This window comes from Loktanella gaetbuli, assembly GCF_020531945.1.
Taxonomy (GTDB): Bacteria; Pseudomonadota; Alphaproteobacteria; order Rhodobacterales; family Rhodobacteraceae; genus Loktanella; species Loktanella gaetbuli.
Genome location: NZ_JAJATZ010000001.1, coordinates 141,359 through 164,596, shown reverse-complemented (window position 1 = coordinate 164,596; position 23,238 = coordinate 141,359). Strand labels below are relative to the sequence as shown.

Sequence of the window (23,238 nt, the reverse complement as noted above, 5' to 3'; positions counted from 1 at the left end):
CCTTTGCGGGGCCCTTTTTTGTTGTCGGCGGCGCTGCGCATGGTCTTAAATTTGTCACTGACAGTCCTGCGGTTGCATGCTACGTCAGGGCCAAATTCTATACCAAGAGGTATCCGATGTTCGAAACGACCAAGACAACGCTGCTGGCACTGCTGGTTGCCGCCGCGCCGCTGGCTGCCGCCGCACAGACCACAGAAGAAACCCCCGCGACGGACACCCCAGCCGAGGCGCCCGCAGCCGAGACGCCCGCAGCCGAAGCACCAGCCGCCGAGGCACCCGCAGCAGAAGAGCTGCGCATCGGACAACCCTACATCCGCGAAGAGTTCAACGATTGGTCGCTGCGCTGTCTCAAGGCCGAAGAAGGCACCGATCCCTGCCAGCTGTATCAACTATTGATGGACGACGACGGCAATGCCGTGGCCGAGGTCAGCACCTTTCCCTTGCCCGCCGGTGGAGAGGCTGCGGCTGGCGCGACTTTCGTCGTGCCGCTTGAAACGCTTTTGACCCAGAACCTGCGCGTCACGATCGACAGCAACGAACCCAAGGTCTATCCGTTCACGTTCTGCAACCAGTCCGGATGCGTGGCACGTGTCGGGTTCACCGCACAAGAGGTCAACCAGCTCAAGCGTGGCAGCAATGCCGTCGTGCGCATGGTGCCTGCCGCTGCACCTGACCAAGAGGTTGTTCTGGACATGTCGCTGTCGGGTTTCACAGCCGGTTTTGACAGCGTCGATCAGCAGTAATCACCGACGCACATCTGCGACCGGGCCGCCCGCCACCGTGCAGGGCGGCCTTTTTCATGCCTCAGGCGCGCGTCAGGGCCACCACCGCATTCAATCCGCCGAATGCAAAGGCATTGGACAGCACCGCCGACACATCGGCCCTACGTGCCGTATTGGCGACGATATCCAGATCGCAGTCGGGATCAGCTGCACGGTGGTTGACCGTGGGGGCGATCACCCCTTCGGTCAGGGCCATCAGGCAGGCCAGCAATTCGACGGCACCTGCGGCACCGATCAAATGGCCATGCATGGATTTGGTCGACGACATCAGCAGGTCACGGGCGTGGTCGCCGAACACCTCTTGGACCGCGGCACATTCGGTCCGGTCATTCGCCGCCGTCCCCGTGCCGTGTGCATTGATATAGCCCACCTGCACAGGGGTCAGCCCGGCATCGGCCATGGCACCGCGCATCGCGCGTGCGGCACCGTCCTGGCTGGGGCTCACGATATCACCCGCATCAGAGGTGGCGGCAAATCCCGCAACCTCGGCCATGATCGTCGCACCGCGTGCCAGCGCGTGATCCCGGTCCTCGAACACGAAAACTGCGGCCCCTTCGCCCTGCACCATCCCGGTCCGGTCCGCTGAAAACGGGCGGCAGGTGTCGCGCGCCATGACGCGCAGTCCTTCCCAGGCCTTGATCCCGCCAAAACACAGCATGGCCTCGGCCCCGCCGGTCAGCATGACGTCGGCCTGCCCTGCGCGGATCGTGGCCAATGCCTGCCCCATCGCATGATTGGAGGACGCGCAGGCCGTCGACACGGTCGTTGCTGGTCCGCGCAGGCCGTGCGTCATCGACAGATGGCTGGCGGCGGCATTGGCCATCAGGCGCGGCACGATGAATGGGTGCACACGGTCGCGGCCCGCCTCATAGACAGCGCGGTAGTTGTCATCGAGCGTGTTCAGACCGCCCCCCGACGTGCCCAGCACCACACCGGCCCGATCAGGATCAAAATCGACCAGCCTTGCTTGTGTAACGGCCTGCGCGCCCGCGATCAGCGCAAACTGGGTGAATCTGTCGTACAGCGCCAACTGCTGCTTGGTGAAATGATCGGCTTCGTCGTAGTCGCGCACCTGCGCACCGATCCTGACCTGCAGGCGGTCCACATCGCGAATATCCAATGGCCCGATGGCGCAGATTCCTGCCCGCATCGCATTCTGTGTTGCGGCGACCGATGCGCCCAGCGGGTTGATCGTGCCCGCACCGGTGATGACGACCCGCCGCATACCCGTCAGCCCTGCCGCTGGATCAGATCCTCGACCGCCGCCACGATGGACCGCACCGAGGACACGTCAAACCCGCTGTCCTGCGGCGCGTTTGCATTGAACGGCACGGCAATGTCGAATGCTTCTTCGATGGCGAAAATCGTCTCGACCACACCCATGCTGTCCAGACCGAGACTGTCCAACGTGTCGTCCATGCTCACATCGGCCCTGTCCAACAAGGCCTGATCGGCGAGGATCTGGATAATCCGGTCTGCAACAGTCTGATCGTATTGCATCTGCCGCTCTGACATGGCTCAGCCTGCCTCGCCCGGATTGGTCAGGCGGGCACGCAGGTCCGCCACAATTTTTTGCAGTTGCGGCAGACCGCGCAGCGCCTTTTGCTGTGCGCGATGGTCCGGCATGTCCAGCGCCGGACTGCCCATGACAAAGGCACCGTCGGGGAAATCGGAATACACGTTTGCCCCGCCCCCCATCACCACATCATTTCCAAGGGTCACATGGTCCTTGGTCCCGACCTTGCCGGCAAAGACGCAACGGTCGCCAAAGGTGCCGGACCCCGCAAGACCCACGTGACCGCAGACGATACAATCCTCGCCCACGACGCAATTGTGACCGATGTGCACCTGGTTATCGATCTTGGTCCCACGACCGATCCGGGTGGGCCTGATGGTGCCTGCGTCAATCGTCGAATTCGAACCGACCTCGACATCGTCCCCCAGCACGACCCCGCCCAGCGAATGAATCCGGTGGCGCGTGCCGTCCTGCGGCGGGGTCAGCTGCGTCCGCCCCATCGTCTTGATCGCACGTTCCTCGTTGGCGAGGTCGGTGGTCACATAGGAAAACCCGTCGGACCCGATCACCGCATTGGGCTGGGTGATGACACGCGCACCCAGATGGCAGTCGCGGCCGATGCGCGTGCCCGCCCCCAGCCAGCACCCGGCCCCGAGGGTGGCGCGGTCACCGATACTGACATGGCTGTCGATGCGGCACCCGTCGCCCAGTGCGACACCCGGCCCGATCACCACGAATGGTCCGATATGCACATCCGCGCCGATCTGCGCCGCAGGATCAATGACGGCCGTAGGATGTATGCCCGTCCCCGTGGGACGCGGATCAAAGGCCTGCGTCAACTGCGCCATGGCAAGGCGTGCCCGTGGCACGGTAATCGCCGCCGCGAGGCCAAGATCGTCCAGATCCGCCCCGTCCCAGACAATCGCCGCGCGCGCCTGACTGGCGCGCAGCGCATCAGCATAGGCCTTGGACATGGCAAGTGCGAGGTCATCAGGACCAGCGCTGCCCGGCTCGGCGGGGCGTCGCACCACCAGTGCCGTGTTGCCATGCGCCGTGGTCCCGAGGGCCTGCGCGATTTCGGCGATCGTCAGGGGCATGTCATCCTCCGCAGCGGGTGTCTGACGTTGATTTAGCCCTGCACCGCCCGGATCGCTACCCCCTCGCGGGCCAAAGCGTCCCAGATCTTGGCGTCCCGCCCGTAAATATCGTTCCGGAACTGCAACTTGCCCGTCACATGGGTAAATGCGGTGCGATAGACGATGTGCACCGGCACGGGTTCGTTCAGGTTCACCCGGCTCTCTGCACCTGTCGCAAGCCGCGCCTGAAAGAACCCTTCGGGATCGCTCTCTTGTTTGGCAAGCAATGCATAGGCGAAATCGAACGGATCGTTCAGGCGGATGCAGCCGTGGCTAAAGGCACGCACGGACCGGCTGAACAGGTTCTTGGCCGGGGTGTCGTGCAGATAGATGTTGTACTGGTTGGGAAACATGAACTTGACCAGTCCAAGTGCGTTGCGGGGGCTGGGCCCCTGACGCATCGAATAGGGAAAGCTGCGTTCAGTATAGGCACTGGCATTGACCGCACCGCGCGGCACCACGCGCCCGCTGCGGTCGGTGACGTCCAGATGGCTGACGGCATTGGCGTTGCGCTGCAGCTGCGGCAGATATTCCCCCACCACGATGGAACGCGGCACGTACCAGCTGGGATTGATCACCATGAATTCCATCACATCGGAAAATTCAGGTGTGCGGCGATCCATGTCCTGCGCTCCGATGACCGACCGCGTCGAGAACGTGGTCCGGTCATTGTCGATGATGGCAGCGGTAAAATCGGTCAGGTTGACCCAGATGTGACGCGCACCACGCGGCCGGTTGATCCAGCGTTCACGTTCCATGGCAACGATCACGGACTGCATCCGCCGTTCCATGGAAACATTGATCTGGGACATGGTGCCTTCACCCGTCACACCGTCAACCGCAAGGCCCATCGCCTGCTGGAAACGCTGCACGCCAGCCTGAATGCTGCTGTCATAGGTCTGGGTCGCCGTGCGTTCGAGGTGCCCCATGGCAATCAGACGATCCCGCAGCGCCACGACCGCAGCACCCGAGGCACCGGGTGCCAGGCTGCCGGCGGGAACACTTGGGCCATAGCCACCCTGCGCCAGCTGGCGTTCCATGCGCAGCTTTTCGGTCATCAAACGTGCGTATTCCGGGCTGCTGGGCGGCAACGACCGCAGAAACGCCGCCGGGTTCGACCGGACAAAGGCGTCAATCGTTCCCGCACGCGACCGCAGCGGAACCTCGCGTTTGATCAGTGGCACAACATTTGCCGGCGTCAGGATACCGGTCTGCACATCGCGGGCATACTTCAAAAAGATCTGGCTCAGCCGAACTTCCATCTGGCCTTGCTGTGCGGGCTCCTGTGCGGCGCGCAGCTCTGCCATCAGCTGGTCGGCGTCATAGGTCGACGCCGGCAACCCATGCGCGGGCGCATTCGCCAGCGCTGCCAGCAATGCGTTGCGGCGCTGTTTCGCGGCGTTGTCCGACCCGGTCCAGATCCCCTGAAAATCGCGCGCACGGTAAAACGCGGCAAGGTCCGCATCCCGGGCTGCGGATTCAGCAACAGCTTGGCGGAATGCCGTCACCTGTGCCTGCGCCAGTGTCGGCAGACTGAACAGCAACACGACAAGGACACCCGCGACAGCGGCGGCGCGCGAAACGAGAGGCATGAACCCCACGGGCAGTGCGTTTGACAAGAATTTTCCCCGGACTTGGCGTGACGCCCCGGCAGCAGGGCTTTGTCCGACTTGTCCGGTCTCGGGGTCACCCTGTCCACTGATATTGGCGACAATACGCCGCCTTTCGCATCCCTGTTGCATCTGGGCCGCGACACGCAAACCATGGAATCACGGGTTCGTGCGCGAAAATTTGCCGAGATGTGGCAAAATTATGGAACAATTTCAGAGGGGGCTTGGTCCGTTCAGACAACTGTGCAACACAGTCCGGGTATCTGATGATCGTTAGCGTGGATCAACCGCGCATCGGCAGACTGGGACAGGTGATTATGGGAACGAACAGCTCTTCGGGCATGACCCGGCGTGGACTACTCGGTGCGTTTGCAGCAACAGCGCTGACAGCGGCACCGACATATTCCAACGCAGCAGGATTTCTGCGCGGTGGCGGCGACATCCGCAGGATCAAGATGTATTCTGGGCGCACGGGCGAACGTCTGGACACCATCTATTGGATCGAAGGCCAGTACATCGGCGAGGCCATCAACGAGATCAACGTCTTCATGCGTGACTGGCGCAACGGCAAGACGATCAACATCGACACCCGCACGGTCGACATCATGGCGGCCGCCCATCGTCTGCTGGATGCGAACGAACCCTACATGCTGCTGTCGGGCTACCGGTCACCGGAAACCAACACGATGTTGCGCAGCAAATCGTCAGGCGTTGCCCGCAATTCCCTCCATCTCAAGGGTCAGGCCGCGGATCTGCGCCTGTCCAGCCGGTCCGTGCGACAGATCGCACAGGCAGCGGCGTCCTGCCGCGCAGGCGGTGTCGGTCGTTATTCCGGTTCGGATTTCGTTCATATGGATTGCGGCGACGTGCGCACCTGGGGCAGCTGATCCAGCTCTCTCCCCCCTGAAACAAAGCGCCTTCGGGCGCTTTTTTCATGCCCACTTGCAGCAGCACCGGACCGCGTGTAAGCACTGATTTGCGCGGGTATGGTGAAAAGGTATCACGAAAGCTTCCCAAGCTTCAGTTACGGGTTCGATTCCCGTTACCCGCTCCACCCTCCATCGCGCAGGAGCATCCCCGATGACCATCACCCGTATTCAATCCGGCCCACGGATGTCGCAAGCCGTTGTTCACAACGGTATCGTATATCTGGCCGGTCAAGTCGGTGCGCCCGGTCAGGACGCCACGGCACAGACACAGGCCGTGCTGGACAGCATCGACGCCCTGCTGGCCGAGGCTGGCACTGACAAGACCAAGATCCTGACGGCACAGGTCTGGGTTGCCGACATGGCCGATTTTGCGGCGATGAATGCTGTCTGGGACGCCTGGGTCGCCCCCGGCCACGCCCCTGCCCGCTGGACCGGCGAGGCAAAGCTGGCCACGCCTGATTACAAGGTCGAAATCATCGTGACCGCGGTGCAATGACGGATCTGCCGTTTCTGACACCGCTGAACGCCGATCAGCTGCGCGCCGCAGGTATTCCCGAACCCTGGCGGTTCGGGATGGCCGATCAGGTCCGGTTTGGGGAAATTGATGCGTTGCAGCACGTCAACAACGCTGTCTACCTCAAGTGGTTCGAAAACCTGCGCATTTTGTATTTCCAGCAGTTCAGCCTGTGGCATCAGCGCGAAAACCGCCCGAAATTCGTGCTGCGCGCGGTTGATCTGGACTACCGGTCCGAGGTCAAACTGACGGATCGCTACATCTTGACCGGTCGCACCATGAAAATGGGCACATCCAGTTTCACGATGGAATACGGTGTCTGGGTCGGTGACAGGCTGACCACGACCAGCCACGCCGTGCTGGTCATGCTGAACCCGGACAACACCAAGGCGGCCCTGCCCGAAAGCCTGCGCACAGAGCTGCGCGAGATCGACGGTGTGCCGGGCTAAAGCCCCTGCGCCTGCAATGCGGCGACGAGGGCTGCGGTTGATCCGTCCTTGTCGTCGGCTGACGCCTGCCCCTCGACCACGGGTTGCAGCGATGTCGCCAGTTCCTTGCCCAGTTCCACGCCCCACTGATCGTAGGAATTGATCCCCAGAACGACACCTTCGACAAAGACACGGTGTTCGTACAGGGCAACGATCTGGCCCAGCACCGCGGGGGTAAGTTTGGGATAGATCAGTGTCGTTGACGGGCGGTTGCCCGGAAACACCCGGTGACGGGCCTGACGATCCAATTCGGCACCGTCGAATTTGTCGGCGACCTTGCCACGTGCCGTGTCCAGATCACGCCCCATCATCAGCGCCTCGGACTGGGCCAGGCAGTTGGCGACCAACAGACGATGCTGATGGTGTAGCCCGTCGTCGTGACCGCGGGCCGCAACCATGAATTCGCACGGGATCACCCGCGTGCCCTGATGAATCAGCTGATAAAACGCGTGCTGGCCGTTGGTGCCCGGCTCACCCCAGACGACAGGGCCGGAATGATAGGGCAGATCGGCACCGTCCATGCTGACGCCCTTGCCGTTGCTCTCCATTTCCAGCTGTTGCAGGTAGGCCGGCAACCGCGCGAGGTTGTTGTCATAGGGCAGCACGGCACGCGTAGCATAGCCGCAGATCTGGTTGTGCCAGATACCGGTCAGCGCCAGCAAGGCAGGCAGGTTCTGGTCCCAGGGTGCCGTGCGGAAATGATCGTCCATCGCCTGACCGCCGCGCAGAAAGGCGCGGAAATTGTCAGGACCTATAGCGATCATCAGCGACAGGCCAATCGGCCCCCACATCGAATAACGGCCACCGACCCAATCCGCGAAGCCGAACACCCGTTCCGGTGCGATGCCGAAATCCGCCGTCTTGTCAGCGGCCGTCGACAGGGCTGCAAATTGTGCACCCGTATCGCTGACCGATGCCGACATCCAGTCGCGCGCCGTCTGCGCGTTGGTCATCGTCTCGATCGTGGTGAACGTCTTGGACGCCACAATCACCAGCGTGGTCGCCGGATCGCAAACCGCCAGTGTCTGCGCGATATCGGCAGGATCCACATTGGACACGAAATGGCAGCGCGGCCCGTCATGATAGGGCTGCAGCGCGCGGGCGGCCATCGCAGGGCCAAGGTCAGACCCACCGATCCCGATGTTGATCACATCGGTGATCGCCCCGCCCTGCCCGGTATAGCTGCCGTCGCGGACCCGGCTGGCGAAATCGGCCATCCGGTCGAGCGTGGCCAACACATCCGGCATCACGTCCTGTCCGTCCACCATGACAGGCGCACCACCGAGGTTACGCAATGCGGTATGCAGGACAGCGCGGCCTTCGGTTTCGTTGATGGCCTGACCGCCGAACATCGCGTCGCGGCGGTCAGCGACACCGCGTGCGTCCAGCAGGTCGATCAGCAGCGCGCGGCCGTCGGCGTCGATGTTGGTCTTGCTGTAGTCGAACCGCATGTCGCCAAGCGTCGCACTGAAATCGGCAGCACGTGCCGCGTCCAGCATGTCGGCAAACCGGCGGTCCGCGATTGTGGCGTGGTGGGACTTGAGCGCATCAAACATGGGGATCAGCCTTTTGCCCAGTGCACGGTCGATCCATCCAGGATCGCGGCGACCGGGGCCTCTTGGGGTGTCAGGGTGCGGGCACGCTCAAGTGCGTCACGCTTTTCATCGCCGATGATGACAATGTGGCGGTGCATCGCGGCGCGCAGCACCTTGGCCGACAGTGTGATCCGCGGTTCCGGTGCGCCGGGCGCACGCATGGCGACCAGCGTATCATCACCTGTCAATGCGCGGTCCAACTGGTCCGCCCCCGGAAAGATCGACGCGGTATGCATGTCCGCCCCCATGCCCAGCAGGCAGACGGACAAAGGCAGTGTGGTCGCAAGGTTCGCCTGAAGATCATCCAGCTTGTGCTCGGGTGCGGGCGCATCGGCATAGAGTGGAACATAGGTCGCGGCTGCCGCGCGGCCCGTCAGCAAACGACGGCGCAGCAGTGCCGTATTGGACCTGTCGCTGTCCTCTGGCACCCAGCGTTCATCGGTCAGCATTACGTTGATCCGCGTCCAGTCCAGATTGGCATCGCACAGGTTGTCAAAGATCGGCCCCGGCGTTGTCCCGCCCGGCACGGCCAGCGTCGCGGAATCATTGGTCAACAGATGTTCGCGCAGCTGCGACGACAATTTGCCCGCCAGCTGCATCATTAGGGCCTCGGTGTCGGGATAGGTGACGATTTCCATTTTCTTACCCCTTGATATCGCGCCAGCGGCGCCCGTCGCGATGCATCAGCATCATGGCATCATCCGGCCCTGCGGACCCCGCATCATACAGTTTCGGCACGTCGTTGCGCGCCTCCCATCCTTCGATGATGGGATCGGTCCAAGCCCAGGCGGCCTCGACCTCGTCGCCGCGCATGAACAGCGTCTGGTTGCCCCGGATCACGTCCATGATCAGGCGCTCGTAGGCGTCTGTCGCATCCTCTGCGTCATCCCCCAGCGCATCGGCAAAGGTCATGTCCAGCGGCACGTCGATCAAACGCATGCCCCCCGGACCCGGTTCCTTGATCGTCACCTGCAAATCCATGCCTTCGTTCGGTTGCAGACGGATCGCCAAGATGTTGCGGTGCCGGGCGGAATCGCCCTCGAACATCTTGTGACCCAGATCCTTGAACACCACGGCGATTTCAGAGGTGCGCGCCTTCATCTTCTTGCCGGTGCGCAGATAGAACGGCGTATCGGACCACCGCCAGTTCGACACATGGCATTTCATCGCGACGAAGCTTTCGGTAAAGCTGCGCGGATTTTCCACATCGGCCCGGTAGCTGGCCGCGTCATCGCTGGCGTCATACTGACCACGTACGATATGGTGCGCCTCGACCGGTTGCAGCGCGCGGATGACCTTGAGTTTCTCGTCACGCACCTCGTTTGCACCAAAGACCGAAGGCGGTTCCATCGCGATCAGACAGAGCAGCTGCATCAGGTGGTTCTGGACCATATCCCGCATCGCACCGGATTTGTCATAATAGCCGCCGCGCCCGCCGACACCGACCGTTTCGGCCACGGTGATCTGGATGTGGTCGACGTAATGGCTGTTCCACAGCGGTTCGAACAGGACATTGCCGAACCGCACGGCCATCAGGTTCTGGACCGTTTCCTTGCCCAGATAATGGTCGATCCGGTAGATCTGCCGTTCGTCGAAATGTTCGGCCAGCGTCGCATTCAGCGCCTGCGCCGATGCCAGATCCCGGCCAAACGGTTTTTCGACGACGATACGGCTGTCTGTATCCGCAATCTCATGGGCGTGCAGACGTTCCGCCAGATCACCGAACAGCGACGGTGCCACGGAAAAATAGAACGCCTTGATGACCTTGTCGCGGATCAACGATTTCAGTTCGGACCAACCGCCTTCACCCTTGGCGTCGATTGCCACGTAGTCCAGCGCGTTCAGAAACTGGTCCAGCGTGTCGGTATCCGATTTCTCGTCCCCGCCGAATTCCACGATCGCCTCGCGGATCATCGCACGGTAGCCGGATGTATCCAGCTCGGACCGCGCGGCACCGATGATACGGCTGTCTGCCGGCATCTGGCCACTGCGGAACCGCCGAAACAGGCCGGGCAGGATCTTACGGCGGGCCAGATCGCCCGTACCGCCAAAAATCACGAGGTCGAAATCATCGACCGGAATAACGCGAGATACCATAGCGGCTCCAATTCCTCGACTGACGCGTTAGCGCTAACGAGTGCGTGTTACCCAGCCGGTTTCCAAAAGTCTAGCACGGGTGCCGCAATCAGGCGTCCAATTCGGCATCCCAATACAGAAAATCCATCCAGCTATGATGCAGGTGGTTGGGTGGGAATTTGCGCCCGACGTTCTGCAACTCTGCCGGTTGCGGTTGATGTGGTTTGCGCCGCAAGGACAGGCCCGAATGTTTCAGCAGCTGCGACCCCTTGCGCAGGTTGCACGGGCTACAGGCCGCCACGACATTGGTCCAGCTGGTCACGCCGCCCCGCGCCCGTGGCAACACGTGATCAAACGTCAGATCACCACGCGCACCGCAGTACTGGCAGCTGAATTCGTCCCTCAGAAATAAATTAAAGCGCGTGAAGGCCACGCGCTTTTGGGGTCGAACATAATCCTTGAGGACGACAACAGAGGGTATCCGGATCGTGGTGGACGGGCTGTGCACAACCTCGTCGTATTCACTCACGATCTGGACCCTGTCCAGCCAGGCCGCCTTGACCGCGTCCTGCCACGGCCAAAGACTGAGCGGATAGTAACTGAGTGGTCTGTAATCTGCGTTCAGCACAAGCGCGGGAAAATGTTTCAGCCCCGCCGGGTCACGCACAAATTCCGTTCTGAAATCACCGTCCATGTCGTCCACGTCCCTGTCCGTCGGGGGTGGCGCTGTGCCTGGTTCATGTGGCGCGCCACCTGTTGATTTCGACTATATCTAGTGGCTGACAGAATCCAAATGAAATTTGGATGACAGTTTGCCGCGTCAATCCATCCCCAGCCTGTCAGCCATGAATGCCAGTGCGACCTGCAACCCGTCGGGCGCTATCCCGTGGGCCGTGCCTTTCATCACATGGGCATAGACCTCTTTCCAGCCAGCGTTCTGCAAGGCCTCTGCCGCCAGCGGCAGCGACTGTGGCGGCACGACATCATCCTGATCGCCATGCACCAGCAGCACCGGCGGGCGGCTGACGACCTCGTCTGCCAGCAGTTCCGGCTGCAACAGACGGCCGGAAAACGCGACCAGGCCCGCCACCGGGTCCTCGCGCCGGGGCAGCACGTGCAGCGCCATCATCGTCCCCTGACTGAACCCCAGCACCATGACCTGTTCGGGCAGCAGGTCCTCGTCGATCATCACACCATCGATGAAGGCGTTCAGATCATCGGCAGCGCGGCGCAGGCCTGCCTCCTGCTCTTCTTCGCTGGACCCGTCGATCCAGGGAATGGGGAACCACTGGTAACCCATGGGCGAACCTGCACAATCCTCGGGTGCATCGGGCGCCAGAAACAGCGTGTCGGGCATGTGATCCTCCAGCGGATCAGCAAGCCCCAGCAGGTCAGCCCCATTGGCTCCGTATCCGTGCAGGAAAATCACGGCGGCGCGGATATCGCCCGATTTCGGTTCCTTGCGGCCAGCGTTCAGTGCACGTGTCATCGGATTCCCTCGCGTTTTTTCTGATCAGCGTAGTAGGCCCACAGGATGCGCGCCGCAACCGACCGCCATGGCGACCAGCGCTGTGCGAAGTCCCGCAGTGCGCGTTCCGTGGGTCGAGCGGGCAGATCATAAAGCATCCGCGCGCCCTCTTGCAGGGCCAGATCACCGGGGGCAAAGACATCGGCCCGCCCCAGGCTGAACATGGCATAGATTTCAGCAGTCCAGATCCCGATACCGGGCACCTGCACCAGTCTGGCCGTCACATCGTCGGTCGTCATGCCGCGCAACGCGTCAAAGTCGATTCCCGCTTGCGCCAGGGCAATGGCATATCGCGCCTTGGGCCTGCTCAGCCCCAGGCTGCGCAACGTTTCCACATCACTGGCGGCAACCTCGGCCGGTGCGGTCATACCCGCCGCCTCCAGCCTCGTATAGATCGCGTTGGCAGAGGCCACGCTGACCTGCTGGCCGCAGATCGCAGACAGCAAGGCCGGAAATCCGTCGTGCTTCAGCCGCAGCGGCAGGGGGCCAACCTGGCGCAGCGCGGTGGCCATCCGGGTGTCCCGCGCCGCCAGCCATGCGGCCCCCTCGACCACGCAGGCGTCGCCTTGGATGATCCGGCCAACGCTCATTGACGCTTGGCCCAATCCAGCGCCTCGGCCAGATCATCGCAGATCGGCGCATCGGGCGGCGGCGGGCGGCGGATCATCAGCACCGGCAATCCCAGATCAGCGGCCGCCGTCAGCTTGGTCCGGCTGGCGCTGCCGCCTGCGTTCTTCACCACCAGCACGTCGATCCCCAGTTCCGTGAACAGATCGCGTTCATGCGGCACCGAAAACGGCGGCCGCCCGATCAGGAACTCTCCGCCTTCGAACGGAAACGGCGAGGTCGGCGGATCAATCTGGCGACAGATCACACGGCGACCCTCTAGGTTGCTGAACCGGTCCAGCGTCTGACGACCAGTGCCCAGGAACACCGTCTGGTCAGGCCCGATATGTTGCGCCGCATCTTCTTCGCGGTCGATCATGGTCCAGCGGTCCTCTGGCCCCGGTGACCAGGGCGGCCGCAGATGATAAAGATAGGCCAAGCCCACGTCCCGGCAGACCGCCGCCGTGCGCAGGGTGATCCGGCTCGCAAAGGGATGGGTGGCGTCCAGCACGGCTGTGATCCCCTGCGTGGACAAGAAATCACGAAACTCCGCCTCGCCGCCAAAGCCGCCGATGCGCGTCGGCAATGGCAATGCGTTGGCCTGCCGGGTGGCCCCGGACAGGGACGCAATCGCGGGCACGTCGCTGTCGGCCAATCCCTGCGCCAACCGCCGCGCATCGCCGGTTCCCGCCAGCAACAACAGCGTCATGCGCCAGCACGGGCGATGATCTGCCCGTCCCTGTCGATGATCACGATGTCAAACCGCATGTCAGAGCCCCCGAAGCCGTCTGTAACGGCGGCCAACGCGCCTTGCGCGACGGCCTCTGCCATGGATGTGCCGACCATCTGATAGGCCTGCAAGGCCGTATTGGCTCCGGCCACCTCTGCATGGCCGGTCAGCGCAGCAAGGGCCGCGAAGTCGACCTGTGACCGCGCGGAATGCAGATCACGTGCACCCTGCGCCAGCTTGGTCATCTTGCCGATGCCACCGCCGATGGTCACATGGGCGACAGGATGCGCCTTGAGGTATTTCAGCATACCGCCCGCGAAATCCCCCATGTCCAGCATCGCATGATCGGGCAACTGGTACAGGTCCTGCACCACCCGTTCGCTCGTGGCCCCGGTGCACCCAGCCACATGGGTCAGCCCTGCCGCGCGCGCCACATCCACGCCGCGATGAATCGACGCGATCCACGCCGCACAAGAGAACGGCCGCACCACGCCCGTCGTGCCGAGGATCGACAACCCGCCCGCGATGCCCAGACGCGGATTCCAGGTGTTCTGCGCGATCTCGACACCGCCCGGTATCGACACCGTGATGGTCACATCGGCCGGGCACCCGTGGTCGCGTGCCATCGCATCCACCACATCGGTCATCATCTGACGGGGCACCGGGTTGATCGCGGGCTCTCCCGGTGGGATCGGCAGGCCCGGCTTGGTCACCGTGCCGACCCCGGTGCCCGCCCGGAACCGAACACCACCGGCCGAGGCGGCAACCCGCACGATGATCAGTGCACCATGGGTCACATCAGGATCGTCGCCCGCATCCTTGGTGATGCCGACCTCGGCCCAGTCAGGACCCGCGTCCATATGCGCCAACGCAAAGACAGGGGTTTCGCCGCGCGGCAGCGTGATCGTGACCTCGGCAGGAAACGCGCCGCCCCACAACCGTGCAAGGGCCGCCTTTGTGGCGGCCGTGGCACAGGCACCCGTGGTCCAGCCACGGCGCAGGGGACCGTCGGGTTTACGCGTCATGACCGGACTATAGGCGCGCCGCCGCCTGTCGCCAAGGTGCTGCAGATCGCCGTTCTCGGCCCTTTTCAACGCATCGCGGCTGGGCCATAACGACCCCATGACACAGACGCCCGACCTTCCTGCATTCGACTGGCCCGTGATGGAACCGGGCTGGGTCTGGCTGTGTGGCGCAGGTCCCGGCGATCCGGGTCTTTTGACCCTGCATGCGCTGAACGCGCTGCGGCAGGCTGATGTCGTGATCTTTGACGCGCTGGTCCAGGAGGCGATCCTGGACTGGGCACCGCAGGCCGAACATATCTACGCAGGCAAACGTGGCGGCAAACCCTCGGCCAAGCAGCGCGACATCTCGCTGCGGCTGGTTGACCTCGCCCGCGCGGGCAAACGCGTGCTGCGTCTCAAGGGCGGCGATCCCTTTGTCTTCGGTCGCGGCGGAGAAGAGGCGCAAACCCTCGTGCAGCACAACGTGCCGGTGCGGATCATCCCCGGCATCAGCGCTGGCATCGGCGGGCTGGCTTATGCGGGCATCCCTGTCACGCACCGCGACGTGAACCAATCCGTGACCTTCGTCACCGGCCACGACCAAAGCGGTGCAGCGCCCTCATCACTCGATTGGGCAAGCATCTCAAAAGGATCGCAGGTCCTTGTGATCTACATGGGCATGAAACACGCAGCCCAGATCGCCGGTCACCTGATCGGCGCGGGGCGTCAGCCGTCCGAACCCGTGGCAGTCGTCACCTCGGCCACGACCTCCGACCAGCGCGTGCTGGAAACAACGCTCGGCACGATGGTCGACGATATTGCCGCCACCGGGATGGAACCGCCTGCCATTATCTGCGTCGGACGCTCGGTGCTGATGCGCCAGGTCCTCGACTGGCAGGGCATGATCGCAGGCGAGGCTCCGCGCGATCTTGACCCGCTGGGCCGTGGCCTGCCCGCCGAAATCGCCTGAGACCTTGCGTCGCCCTCGCATCATCTTGCCACAAATACTCCCGCCGGAGGCACCCGCCCGATGTCACCGCCGCGCGGCCTGATCATCGCTGCACCCGCGTCGGGCAGCGGCAAGACGACAGTGACGCTGGGGCTGCTGCGCGCCCTGTCGCGCGCTGGTATCGACGTGCGAGGGGCCAAATCCGGACCTGACTACATTGATCCTGCCTATCATGCGGCGGCTTGCGGTCGGCCCTGCCTGAACCTCGACGCCTGGGCCATGACCCCCGACCTTCTGTGCGCACGCGCATCGGGCGATGGTCTCTTGCTGATCGAAGGCGCGATGGGCCTGTTCGACGGCGCGCCACCAGATGGGCGTGGCGCAACTGCGGACCTGGCCCGCCTTCTGGGCTATCCTGTCGTGCTGGTGGTGGATGCGGCCCGTATGGCGCAATCCATAGCACCGTTGGTCGCCGGTTTTGCGGCCTGCGATCCGGACGTGCGCATCGCGGGCGTGATCCTGAACCGTGTTGGGTCCGACCGCCACGCGCGGATGTTGCGCCGGGCTCTGGCCCCCAGTGGCCTGCCGGTGCTGGGTTGCCTGCCCCGAACGGATGGCATCGCCCGCCCCTCACGCCACCTCGGTCTGGTCCAGGCCCAGGAGGATCCCGCGCTCGACGCGTTTCTCGACCGTGTCGCGGACACCGTGGCGACCTGCATCGACCTTGGGGCCCTGCGTGATCTGGCGACCTGCGGACCCGACGTCACACCTGCGCGCACCACCCCGCCCGCCCAGCGGATCGCCGTGGCGCAGGATGCGGCATTCAGTTTTTTCTATCCCCATCAACGTGCAGACTGGCAGGCCGCCGGTGCAGAGGTCATCGCCTTTTCGCCGCTTGCGGACGATCCCGTTCCACAAGCCGACCTGATCTATCTGCCCGGCGGCTACCCAGAGCTGTTTGCCGCTCAGCTCAGCAGCGCCAACCGCTTTCTGTCCAGCTTGAGGAACGCAGCACAAAACACTGATATTTATGGTGAATGTGGTGGATTCATGGCCTTGGGGCAGGCCGTCACGGACGCGGATGGGGTCATCCATCCCATGGCTGGCCTGCTTGACCTGCATACCTCCTTCGCTCAGCGCAAATTGCATCTGGGCTACCGACACCTGCATGCAGAGCACGGCCCGATGGCCGGGCGATGGGCCGGACATGAATTTCACTATGCGACGACGCTGCATGCACGCGGACAACCGCTGTTTGCGGCCCATGACGCCGAGGGTACCGCCCTGCCCGACATGGGGCTTGTCGCCGGGCGTGTTGCAGGGTCTTTTGCACATCTCATCGACAGGACCGACGCGCCATGACCGTTACAACCGCACATCCCCAGAACAGGACCGCCCTGCGCAATGTCGCGATCCTCGTGGCAGCCCAGGCGATCCTCGGTAGCCAGATCACCATGATCTTTGTCGTGGGTGGACTGGCAGGGCAACAACTCGCCCCCATCGCCTGTTTTGCAACCCTGCCGATTTCGATGATCGTCTTTGGGTCCATGACAACGGCACCCTGGCTGTCGCACATGATGCAGCGGTTCGGGCGCCGCGCGGGCTTCATGACAGGCGCGGCGGGCGGTCTGATCGGCGCGGGCCTGTCCGCCTATGCAATCACGATCGAGAATTTCGCACTATTCCTGCTGGGTAGCTACCTCACAGGCATCTACATGAGCGCGCAGGGCTTTTTCCGCTTCGCCGCGGCCGATACCGCTTCGGACGATTTCAGGCCCAAGGCGATTTCCTACGTGCTCGCCGGCGGGCTTGTCTCTGCCATCATCGGACCGCAACTGGTGTCATATCTGACATTCGACAACCCCGATGCCACGGTGGCCCGGTTCTTGCCCGTCTATTTCGGTGCCATGGCACTGAACCTTGTGGGCATCGTCCTCTTCCCTTTGCTGCGTATCCCTCGCCCGCCCAGGCCGGTCGCCGGTTCAGACCTCGGGCGCAGCACGGGCCAACTACTGCGCACCCCGCAGATCGCCGTGGCGATCATCTGTGCCATGGTCGCCTATGCACTGATGAACCTGGTGATGACCTCGACACCGCTGGCGGTGGTGGGCTGCGGGTATACGGTGTCCGACGCCTCCAACATCGTGACGGGCCATGTGCTGGCCATGTTCGCGCCCAGCTTCTTTACCGGACACCTTATCGCGCGGTTCGGCGCACCCAGGATCGTTGGCACGGGTCTGGTGCTGCTGGGCATCGCCGGGATCGTTGCGCTGTCCGGGATTGCCTTGGGGAATTTCTACGTGGCGCTGATCCTGCTCGGCCTTGGCTGGAACTTCGGCTTTATCGGGGCCACGACGATGCTGGCCGCCAGCCATTCACCGGCCGAACGCGGTCGCGTACAGGGTCTGAACGACATGATCGTCTTTGGCATGGTCACGCTCGCCTCGCTCGCCTCTGGCGGCTTGCTGAACTGCGCTGGCGGATCTGCCGCGCAGGGCTGGTCCTATGTCAATATCGCGATGGTGCCGTTTCTGCTGCTGGCGGGCGCGGCCCTGGTCTGGTTGTCGCGCGGACAGGCACGACAAACGGTCTAGACGCGGCCCGTCACCACGCTCCGTGTCAACCGCCAGCGGTCCGCCAGCGGCCCAAGCGTCAGCCCGCCAACTGCAACTCGACCCGGATCACGGACCGCCTGCACCAACAGCGGCCGCGCCTGCCATGCGGGCAGCACCGCCGCGCGTGCGAGGGCGGGCAAATCTCGCTGCGCCGCGCGCCCGCGGTCGAAACGTGACAGTGCCGCCCGCGCCAGCGCCGCAACACCATCACGCGTCCCATCCACAAGGGGTTTGCGTCCGGCCTGCTCCAACGCCGGAATAGCCTGAAAAAAGGCAGCGACACCTGCACCGAACGCCATATCGCACACTGGCACCGCATCCTGCGCCCCCAGCAGACGCGCGCCGGTCCACATCAGACTGCCAGCCGTCGCATCAATGTAATCCTCGAAATGGCCTGCATCCTCGAATGCGTCCGGATAGACATCCCAGCGCCGCGCGGCAATCAATCCATCCAGATCCTGCGCGCCTTGCACGTCCAGCACGGTGGCAAGGGCGTCCGTCACTTCATGCCGCCGCACGGGCCCGCCTGCGACCACCTCAGCCAGAACGTCGCGCCACCATTGCAGCCGCATTTCGGCGATCATCGGCTCTGAGGTGACCCAGGGGGCGCGTGCCACCTCCAGGTTGAAGGCATAAAGCGGAAACAAAACCCGGCGCGCGGCCAAGGGTGCCGCCATCGCGGCGCGAAACCGCAGCGGATCGCCCCGTTCAACCAGCGCCGCGCAAGCGTCAAAGCTCATAGCGTATCATCTTGCCAGAAATACTCAAAATCAGACCTCTGCCCCATCGCGCAAGAGTTTCCAGTTGATCGCATCCAGCAGCGCATCGAACGAGGCATCCACGATATTGGCAGAGACACCCACCGTCGACCATGTCCGGCCCGCTGCATCGGCACTGTCGATGATGACGCGGGTGACAGCCTCGGTTCCGCCATCGGTGATACGCACCTTGAAATCCACCAGCCGCATGTCGTCGATGATGTGCTGATAGGGTCCCAGGTCCTTGGCCAGGGCACGCGACAGGGCGTTGACCGGGCCACGATCGCGTCCGTCCTCGCCCTGGCTTTCAGACACGTTCAGCACCTTGCGACCGTCGATTTTGACCACGACCACGGCCTCGGACAGGGACACCATCCTGCCACGCTTGTTGCGGCGGCGTTCAACAGTGACGCGGTAGCGTTTCACCTCAAAGAAATCGGGCAAAAGCCCCAGCTCACGGCGGGCCAACAGCTCGAAACTGGCCTGTGCCGTGTCATAAGAATAGCCGCGGGCCTCCTGTTCCTTGATCCTGTCGAGGATGCGGGCCAGCCGCGCGTCGCCCGGCGCCACCTCCAGCCCGGCCCGCAACAGGCGTTCACGCAGATTAGACTGTCCGGCCTGGTTCGACATCGGAATGATACGGCTGTTGCCAACCAACGCAGGATCGATGTGTTCATAGGTCGCAGGGTTCTTGGCGATGGCGCTCGCGTGCAGTCCCGCCTTGTGGGCAAAGGCGCTGGACCCGATATAGGCCGCCTGTTTCGCAGGCACCCGGTTCAGCACGTCATCCAGAACCCGGCTTGCCGCCTTCAGGCCCTTCAGCGCGTCCAGCGTCACGCCCGTTTCATAGGCGCTGGCATAAGGCTCCTTGAGCAGAAGCGTCGGGATGAGTGTGATCAGGTTGGCATTGCCGCAGCGTTCGCCCAGCCCGTTCAGCGTCCCCTGGATCTGACGCGCACCGGCACTGACGGCGGCCAGCGAATTGGCGACCGCGTGTTCGGTATCGTTGTGCGTGTGGATACCCAGACGGTCACCGGGAATGCCGCTGGCAATCACGGCACGCGTGATATGGCCAACCTCTTCGGGCAGGCTGCCGCCATTGGTGTCACACAGCACGATCCAGCGCGCCCCTGCTGCATGGGCCGCATGGACGGCCTCCAGCGCGTAATCCGGGTCCGATTTGTAGCCGTCAAAGAAATGTTCCGCATCGAACAGCGCCTCGCGCCCCTGGTCCACGATATGTGCGATCGAGGCACGGATGTTTTCGGTATTTTCGTCGTTGCTGATCCCCAGCGCCGTGCTGACGTGGAACGCATGGGATTTTCCGACGATGCAGACCGCAGGCGTCCCTGCGTTCAGGACGGCGGCCAGAACATCGTCGTTTTCCGCCGAACGTCCCGCACGTTTGGTCATGCCAAAGGCCGCGAGGGTGGGTGCAATCTGGCCCACGGTTTCAAAATATTCGGAATCGGTGGGGTTCGCCCCTGGCCAGCCGCCTTCGATATAGTCCACGCCAAGGTCGGACAGGACCTGCGTGATCCGCAGTTTTTCGGTTGTCGAAAACTGCACGCCCTGAGTCTGTTGTCCGTCGCGCAGGGTCGTGTCGTAGAGGTACAGGCGTTCCCTGGTCATGGCATCTCCCTCCGGGCCCCAAACTTTCGCGAAAGTTTGGCCACACCCGAATTTTCGCGAAAATTCGGCATCACAGGTCCTCCAGCTTGGCCGCATCGAATGCCGGTCCGGGTGTCCAGGTCGCCTGCCCACCCACATCCGTCACCAGCACGCCGGCCGCTGTCAGGATATCGCGAACCTGATCGGCCGCATCCCAATCCTTGTCCTGACGTGCCTGCGCGCGGCGGGCCAGCAGCGCATCGACCTTGGCCGCGGCATCGTCTGACACCCCCGCGCCACCCTCACCACCGTCCAGATGCGGCAGGTGTGCCCAGTCGGGCACCAGACCCAACATGTCCAGCCCATGGGCAAACCCCGCCAGCTGTGCGGGCGTCTTGCCCTTGGACAAGACATGCAACCGGGCAATGGCACCCGAGGTGTTCAGATCATTCGCCAGAACACCGATCAATTCGGCGTCCGGTTTCCACATACCATCGGCCTTCAGCGCCGCGATCAGGGCCGGATTGAACCCATGCCCCGCCAGAATACCGTACCAGCGCCGCAGCGTGGCATCAGCATTGTCACGCCGCTTTTCGGTCCAGTCCATGGGCTTGCCATAGTGGGTTCCCAGCATGACAAGGCGGATCACTTCGCCGCTGATGCCCTGATCCAGCAGGTCGCGCACGGTGAAAAAATTGCCCAGGCTCTTGGACATCTTCTTGCCCTCGACCTGCAACATCTCGTTGTGCAGCCAGACCTGCGCGAAATCACACTCCGGATTGGCGCAGCAGCTTTGGGCGACTTCATTTTCGTGGTGGGGGAACATCAGATCGTTGCCGCCGCCGTGGATATCGAATGTATCCCCCAGCAGCGCCTTTGACATCGCAGAGCATTCGATATGCCACCCGGGGCGACCGTAACCCCAGGGGCTGGTCCAGCCGGGCTGACCGTCGCCCGACGGTTTCCACAGCACGAAATCCATCGGGTTGCGCTTGTAGGGTGCGACCTCGACCCGCGCACCCGCGATCATGTCGTCCAACGACCTGCCCGACAATTGCCCATAGTCGGCAAAGCTTTCGACCGCGAACAGCACGTGGCCTTCGGCAGCATAGGCGTGACCCCGATCAATCAGGGTTTCGATCATCGTGATCATCTCGGGGATGAAATCGGTGGCACGCGGTTCGTGCGTCGGCCGCAATGCGCCCAGCGCATCCATATCATCGTGATACCAGCGGATCGTTTCCGCCGTGATATCCCCGATGGCGCGGCCCGTTTCGGCCGCGCGTGCGTTGATCTTGTCATCGACGTCCGTGAAGTTGCGCACATAGGTCACGTGCTCCGACCCGTAGACCTGCCGCAGCAGACGGAACAGCACGTCAAACACCAGGACCGGCCGCGCGTTGCCCAGATGCGCCCGGTCATAGACCGTCGGCCCGCACAGATAGAGGCCCACACGCGACGCATCGCGGGGAATGAATTCCTCTTTTCGGCGGGTTTTCGTGTTGTGCAATCGAATTGTCGTCATGGGGCCCTCGCGGCAGCAATACGCGGCGGCAGACCTAGCGAGTTCAGTTCAGGGATGAAACGTGAAAAAGCGGCCTGCCGAGCGGATCAGCAGGAAATAATGCAGCAAATGTGAATGCAACGCTTGTTCATGAGAACTGCGTAGCAGCCTGTTGCTCACTTGCCAAGCTCTAAGACCTGTCGCAATCTGGCATCATGAGCCGTGAGACCGTGAATGCGCTTTGCGCCACCTTTGCCGGTGCGACCTGCGACGATGCGTTGGGGCCGGGTCATGACAGCTGGAAAATTGGTGGCAAGCTATTCGCAAGCCTCGGCCCAGATACAAGGACCGTGTCGGTCAAGACCGATAGTATCGAGACGGCGCAGATGCTGATTGATGCCGGTCTTGCCGGTCGCGCGCGATATTTTCACAAATCCTGGGTTGCGGTCCCGCTGGATGCCGATCCGGCAGAACTGGCACACAGGATCGGTGTGTCCTACGACATCATTCGTGCAAGTCTGACCCGCGCTGTCCGCGACAGCCTGTCGGGATAGGTCAAAATGCAAAACGGGCACCCGAAGGTGCCCGTTCCGTGATCCAGACTGTGCAGGATCAGAAGTTGAACGAGACGCGTGCCGACAGCGTGTCCGCATCCGTATCGCCCAACACTTCGAAATCATCGAACTCGTGCTGGAGGTACTCGACCGACAGATCAATGCGGTCGCTGGCGGCATATGTCGCACCAACACCGTAAAATCCACCGTTGCCGCTCAGGTCACCAGCAGCGCCTGCGTCAACTTCCAGACGCGCAATACCGGCGGTCACATAGGGCATGAAACGGCCAGCATCGTAACCGGCAACGGCCTTCAGGCGGGCGACGGTCGCTTCGTCGGGCAGCGTGTCGACGTCCAGACGATCGACGTCGATCTCAGCACCCAGCACATAGCTGCCGAGGTCATAGCGGTAACCAGCGTGCAGACCAAAACCATCGGCGTCCAGTTCTGCGGCACCCGGTTCCACATCACCCATGGTCAGCTGACCACCGGCGTAGAAACCGGTCCAGTCATTGAGGGGCTGAACGGGGGCAACGACGACGGGGGTCGGTGCGGGCTCCATTGCGGGCTCTGCCATTCCGCCTGCATAAGCAGCGCCTGACAGACCCATCATGATCGCGGCGGTGGAGACTACGTATTTCATTTTGTGAAGTCCTTAGTTTTTATTTGCTTCAATGCCCAAACGCACAGGGGCGCAAGCAGGTCCAGCAAAATGAAAAATCCGCATACACGA

The 23,238-nt window shown here is 62.9% G+C and carries 24 protein-coding genes and 1 tRNA gene; 9 read left to right on the top strand and 16 right to left on the bottom strand.

What is annotated here, in order from left to right:
- The first annotated feature begins 116 nt into the window (after positions 1-116).
- Complete coding sequence (locus tag LGQ03_RS00790) at positions 117-743, top strand: invasion associated locus B family protein (protein ID WP_226746866.1); 627 nt, start codon at positions 117-119, stop codon at positions 741-743.
- Positions 744-804: 61 nt separating this feature from the next.
- On the opposite strand, the gene LGQ03_RS00785 is transcribed toward LGQ03_RS00790, so the two are convergent.
- From LGQ03_RS00785 to LGQ03_RS00770, 4 genes are read right to left on the bottom strand one after another with little or no spacing between them, the layout of a single operon-like run.
- A complete protein-coding gene (locus LGQ03_RS00785) occupies positions 805-2,007 on the bottom strand; it encodes a beta-ketoacyl-[acyl-carrier-protein] synthase family protein (protein WP_226746865.1) in 1,203 nt (400 codons plus the stop codon).
- 5 nt (positions 2,008-2,012) lie between these two features.
- A complete protein-coding gene (locus LGQ03_RS00780) occupies positions 2,013-2,297 on the bottom strand; it encodes an acyl carrier protein (RefSeq protein ID WP_226746864.1) in 285 nt (94 codons plus the stop codon).
- Positions 2,298-2,300: 3 nt separating this feature from the next.
- On the bottom strand, positions 2,301-3,395 hold the full coding sequence (locus LGQ03_RS00775) for a UDP-3-O-(3-hydroxymyristoyl)glucosamine N-acyltransferase (RefSeq protein ID WP_226746863.1): 1,095 nt from the start codon (positions 3,393-3,395) through the stop codon (positions 2,301-2,303).
- Between the two features lie 32 nt (positions 3,396-3,427).
- Positions 3,428-5,026: a L,D-transpeptidase family protein gene (locus LGQ03_RS00770; RefSeq protein WP_226747259.1), complete on the bottom strand. Its 1,599-nt coding sequence runs from the start codon at positions 5,024-5,026 to the stop codon at positions 3,428-3,430.
- A 335-nt stretch (positions 5,027-5,361) separates the two neighbouring features.
- Between LGQ03_RS00770 and LGQ03_RS00765 the strand changes: the two genes are divergently transcribed.
- From LGQ03_RS00765 to LGQ03_RS00750, 4 genes are all read left to right on the top strand, one after another.
- Positions 5,362-5,931, top strand: coding sequence for a YcbK family protein (locus LGQ03_RS00765; protein ID WP_090159623.1), 570 nt, complete (start codon positions 5,362-5,364; stop codon positions 5,929-5,931).
- A gap of 93 nt (positions 5,932-6,024) precedes the next feature.
- Positions 6,025-6,098: transfer RNA gene (locus tag LGQ03_RS00760), tRNA-Gly, on the top strand.
- A gap of 26 nt (positions 6,099-6,124) precedes the next feature.
- Positions 6,125-6,469, top strand: coding sequence for a RidA family protein (locus LGQ03_RS00755; RefSeq protein WP_056031419.1), 345 nt, complete (start codon positions 6,125-6,127; stop codon positions 6,467-6,469).
- On the top strand, positions 6,466-6,936 hold the full coding sequence (locus LGQ03_RS00750; protein WP_226746862.1) for an acyl-CoA thioesterase: 471 nt from the start codon (positions 6,466-6,468) through the stop codon (positions 6,934-6,936). Before LGQ03_RS00755 ends, LGQ03_RS00750 begins: the two co-directional genes overlap by 4 nt.
- Here the strand turns inward: LGQ03_RS00750 and pgi are convergent.
- The 8 genes from pgi to LGQ03_RS00710 all read right to left on the bottom strand — a co-directional run bounded on the left by pgi (position 6,933) and on the right by LGQ03_RS00710 (position 14,535).
- The gene (gene pgi, locus LGQ03_RS00745; RefSeq protein ID WP_226746861.1) at positions 6,933-8,531 is read right to left on the bottom strand and encodes a glucose-6-phosphate isomerase; all 1,599 of its coding nucleotides are present in this window, start codon (positions 8,529-8,531) and stop codon (positions 6,933-6,935) included. The genes LGQ03_RS00750 and pgi overlap by 4 nt on opposite strands.
- A gap of 5 nt (positions 8,532-8,536) precedes the next feature.
- Positions 8,537-9,208, bottom strand: coding sequence for a 6-phosphogluconolactonase (pgl, locus tag LGQ03_RS00740; protein ID WP_226746860.1), 672 nt, complete (start codon positions 9,206-9,208; stop codon positions 8,537-8,539).
- Positions 9,209-9,212: 4 nt separating this feature from the next.
- Positions 9,213-10,667 carry a glucose-6-phosphate dehydrogenase gene (gene zwf / locus LGQ03_RS00735; RefSeq protein ID WP_226746859.1) on the bottom strand — a complete coding sequence of 485 codons (1,455 nt, stop codon included), beginning with the start codon at positions 10,665-10,667 and terminating at the stop codon, positions 9,213-9,215.
- Positions 10,668-10,755: 88 nt separating this feature from the next.
- Positions 10,756-11,340, bottom strand: coding sequence for an HNH endonuclease (locus tag LGQ03_RS00730; protein ID WP_056031404.1), 585 nt, complete (start codon positions 11,338-11,340; stop codon positions 10,756-10,758).
- 126 nt (positions 11,341-11,466) lie between these two features.
- Positions 11,467-12,135, bottom strand: coding sequence for an alpha/beta hydrolase (locus LGQ03_RS00725; protein ID WP_226746858.1), 669 nt, complete (start codon positions 12,133-12,135; stop codon positions 11,467-11,469).
- Positions 12,132-12,764 (bottom strand): DNA-3-methyladenine glycosylase family protein, encoded by a 633-nt coding sequence (locus LGQ03_RS00720; RefSeq protein WP_226746857.1) that lies wholly within the window; start codon positions 12,762-12,764, stop codon positions 12,132-12,134. Before LGQ03_RS00720 ends, LGQ03_RS00725 begins: the two co-directional genes overlap by 4 nt.
- On the bottom strand, positions 12,761-13,489 hold the full coding sequence (locus LGQ03_RS00715; RefSeq protein WP_226746856.1) for a cobalt-precorrin-6A reductase: 729 nt from the start codon (positions 13,487-13,489) through the stop codon (positions 12,761-12,763). The genes LGQ03_RS00720 and LGQ03_RS00715 overlap by 4 nt, the downstream gene beginning before the upstream one ends.
- Positions 13,486-14,535 carry a cobalt-precorrin-5B (C(1))-methyltransferase gene (locus tag LGQ03_RS00710; RefSeq protein ID WP_226746855.1) on the bottom strand — a complete coding sequence of 350 codons (1,050 nt, stop codon included), beginning with the start codon at positions 14,533-14,535 and terminating at the stop codon, positions 13,486-13,488. The genes LGQ03_RS00715 and LGQ03_RS00710 overlap by 4 nt, the downstream gene beginning before the upstream one ends.
- A gap of 97 nt (positions 14,536-14,632) precedes the next feature.
- On the opposite strand from LGQ03_RS00710, the gene cobA reads away from it, so the two are divergent.
- The 3 genes from cobA to LGQ03_RS00695 are packed head-to-tail and all read left to right on the top strand — an operon-like array spanning position 14,633 to position 18,057.
- Complete coding sequence (gene cobA / locus LGQ03_RS00705) at positions 14,633-15,484, top strand: uroporphyrinogen-III C-methyltransferase (RefSeq protein ID WP_226746854.1); 852 nt, start codon at positions 14,633-14,635, stop codon at positions 15,482-15,484.
- A gap of 60 nt (positions 15,485-15,544) precedes the next feature.
- A complete protein-coding gene (locus LGQ03_RS00700; protein WP_226746853.1) occupies positions 15,545-16,825 on the top strand; it encodes a cobyrinate a,c-diamide synthase in 1,281 nt (426 codons plus the stop codon).
- Positions 16,822-18,057, top strand: a complete 1,236-nt coding sequence (locus LGQ03_RS00695) for an MFS transporter (protein WP_226746852.1) — start codon at positions 16,822-16,824, stop codon at positions 18,055-18,057. The genes LGQ03_RS00700 and LGQ03_RS00695 overlap by 4 nt, the downstream gene beginning before the upstream one ends.
- Here LGQ03_RS00695 and LGQ03_RS00690 read toward each other — a convergent pair.
- The 3 genes from LGQ03_RS00690 to cysS all read right to left on the bottom strand — a co-directional run bounded on the left by LGQ03_RS00690 (position 18,054) and on the right by cysS (position 21,972).
- Positions 18,054-18,818, bottom strand: a complete 765-nt coding sequence (locus LGQ03_RS00690; RefSeq protein ID WP_226746851.1) for a squalene/phytoene synthase family protein — start codon at positions 18,816-18,818, stop codon at positions 18,054-18,056. The genes LGQ03_RS00695 and LGQ03_RS00690 overlap by 4 nt on opposite strands.
- A gap of 30 nt (positions 18,819-18,848) precedes the next feature.
- Positions 18,849-20,468: a citramalate synthase gene (gene cimA, locus LGQ03_RS00685; RefSeq protein ID WP_226746850.1), complete on the bottom strand. Its 1,620-nt coding sequence runs from the start codon at positions 20,466-20,468 to the stop codon at positions 18,849-18,851.
- A 70-nt stretch (positions 20,469-20,538) separates the two neighbouring features.
- On the bottom strand, positions 20,539-21,972 hold the full coding sequence (gene cysS, locus LGQ03_RS00680; protein ID WP_226746849.1) for a cysteine--tRNA ligase: 1,434 nt from the start codon (positions 21,970-21,972) through the stop codon (positions 20,539-20,541).
- Positions 21,973-22,166: 194 nt separating this feature from the next.
- On the opposite strand from cysS, the gene LGQ03_RS00675 reads away from it, so the two are divergent.
- Positions 22,167-22,505 carry an MmcQ/YjbR family DNA-binding protein gene (locus LGQ03_RS00675; protein WP_226746848.1) on the top strand — a complete coding sequence of 113 codons (339 nt, stop codon included), beginning with the start codon at positions 22,167-22,169 and terminating at the stop codon, positions 22,503-22,505.
- A 58-nt stretch (positions 22,506-22,563) separates the two neighbouring features.
- Here LGQ03_RS00675 and LGQ03_RS00670 read toward each other — a convergent pair whose 3' ends face one another.
- Positions 22,564-23,148, bottom strand: a complete 585-nt coding sequence (locus LGQ03_RS00670) for an outer membrane protein (RefSeq protein ID WP_226746847.1) — start codon at positions 23,146-23,148, stop codon at positions 22,564-22,566.
- Positions 23,149-23,238: the final 90 nt, after the last annotated feature.

Excerpts from the sequence above, each read along its gene's own strand:
- LGQ03_RS00700 (WP_226746853.1), top strand. The coding sequence starts at position 15,545 with ATGTCACCGCCGCGCGGCCTGATCATCGCTGCACCCGCGTCGGGCAGC.
- LGQ03_RS00690 (WP_226746851.1), bottom strand. The coding sequence starts at position 18,818 with ATGAGCTTTGACGCTTGCGCGGCGCTGGTTGAACGGGGCGATCCGCTG.
- LGQ03_RS00790 (WP_226746866.1), top strand. The coding sequence starts at position 117 with ATGTTCGAAACGACCAAGACAACGCTGCTGGCACTGCTGGTTGCCGCC.
- LGQ03_RS00755 (WP_056031419.1), top strand. The coding sequence starts at position 6,125 with ATGACCATCACCCGTATTCAATCCGGCCCACGGATGTCGCAAGCCGTT.
- cobA (WP_226746854.1), top strand. The coding sequence starts at position 14,633 with ATGACACAGACGCCCGACCTTCCTGCATTCGACTGGCCCGTGATGGAA.
- LGQ03_RS00670 (WP_226746847.1), bottom strand. The coding sequence starts at position 23,148 with ATGAAATACGTAGTCTCCACCGCCGCGATCATGATGGGTCTGTCAGGC.
- LGQ03_RS00770 (WP_226747259.1), bottom strand. The coding sequence starts at position 5,026 with ATGCCTCTCGTTTCGCGCGCCGCCGCTGTCGCGGGTGTCCTTGTCGTG.
- cysS (WP_226746849.1), bottom strand. The coding sequence starts at position 21,972 with ATGACGACAATTCGATTGCACAACACGAAAACCCGCCGAAAAGAGGAA.
- LGQ03_RS00785 (WP_226746865.1), bottom strand. The coding sequence starts at position 2,007 with ATGCGGCGGGTCGTCATCACCGGTGCGGGCACGATCAACCCGCTGGGC.
- LGQ03_RS00695 (WP_226746852.1), top strand. The coding sequence starts at position 16,822 with ATGACCGTTACAACCGCACATCCCCAGAACAGGACCGCCCTGCGCAAT.
- LGQ03_RS00730 (WP_056031404.1), bottom strand. The coding sequence starts at position 11,340 with ATGGACGGTGATTTCAGAACGGAATTTGTGCGTGACCCGGCGGGGCTG.
- cimA (WP_226746850.1), bottom strand. The coding sequence starts at position 20,468 with ATGACCAGGGAACGCCTGTACCTCTACGACACGACCCTGCGCGACGGA.
- LGQ03_RS00780 (WP_226746864.1), bottom strand. The coding sequence starts at position 2,297 with ATGTCAGAGCGGCAGATGCAATACGATCAGACTGTTGCAGACCGGATT.
- LGQ03_RS00710 (WP_226746855.1), bottom strand. The coding sequence starts at position 14,535 with ATGACGCGTAAACCCGACGGTCCCCTGCGCCGTGGCTGGACCACGGGT.
- LGQ03_RS00720 (WP_226746857.1), bottom strand. The coding sequence starts at position 12,764 with ATGAGCGTTGGCCGGATCATCCAAGGCGACGCCTGCGTGGTCGAGGGG.
- LGQ03_RS00725 (WP_226746858.1), bottom strand. The coding sequence starts at position 12,135 with ATGACACGTGCACTGAACGCTGGCCGCAAGGAACCGAAATCGGGCGAT.
- pgl (WP_226746860.1), bottom strand. The coding sequence starts at position 9,208 with ATGGAAATCGTCACCTATCCCGACACCGAGGCCCTAATGATGCAGCTG.
- pgi (WP_226746861.1), bottom strand. The coding sequence starts at position 8,531 with ATGTTTGATGCGCTCAAGTCCCACCACGCCACAATCGCGGACCGCCGG.
- LGQ03_RS00675 (WP_226746848.1), top strand. The coding sequence starts at position 22,167 with ATGAGCCGTGAGACCGTGAATGCGCTTTGCGCCACCTTTGCCGGTGCG.
- LGQ03_RS00715 (WP_226746856.1), bottom strand. The coding sequence starts at position 13,489 with ATGACGCTGTTGTTGCTGGCGGGAACCGGCGATGCGCGGCGGTTGGCG.
- zwf (WP_226746859.1), bottom strand. The coding sequence starts at position 10,667 with ATGGTATCTCGCGTTATTCCGGTCGATGATTTCGACCTCGTGATTTTT.
- LGQ03_RS00765 (WP_090159623.1), top strand. The coding sequence starts at position 5,362 with ATGGGAACGAACAGCTCTTCGGGCATGACCCGGCGTGGACTACTCGGT.
- LGQ03_RS00750 (WP_226746862.1), top strand. The coding sequence starts at position 6,466 with ATGACGGATCTGCCGTTTCTGACACCGCTGAACGCCGATCAGCTGCGC.
- LGQ03_RS00775 (WP_226746863.1), bottom strand. The coding sequence starts at position 3,395 with ATGCCCCTGACGATCGCCGAAATCGCGCAGGCCCTCGGGACCACGGCG.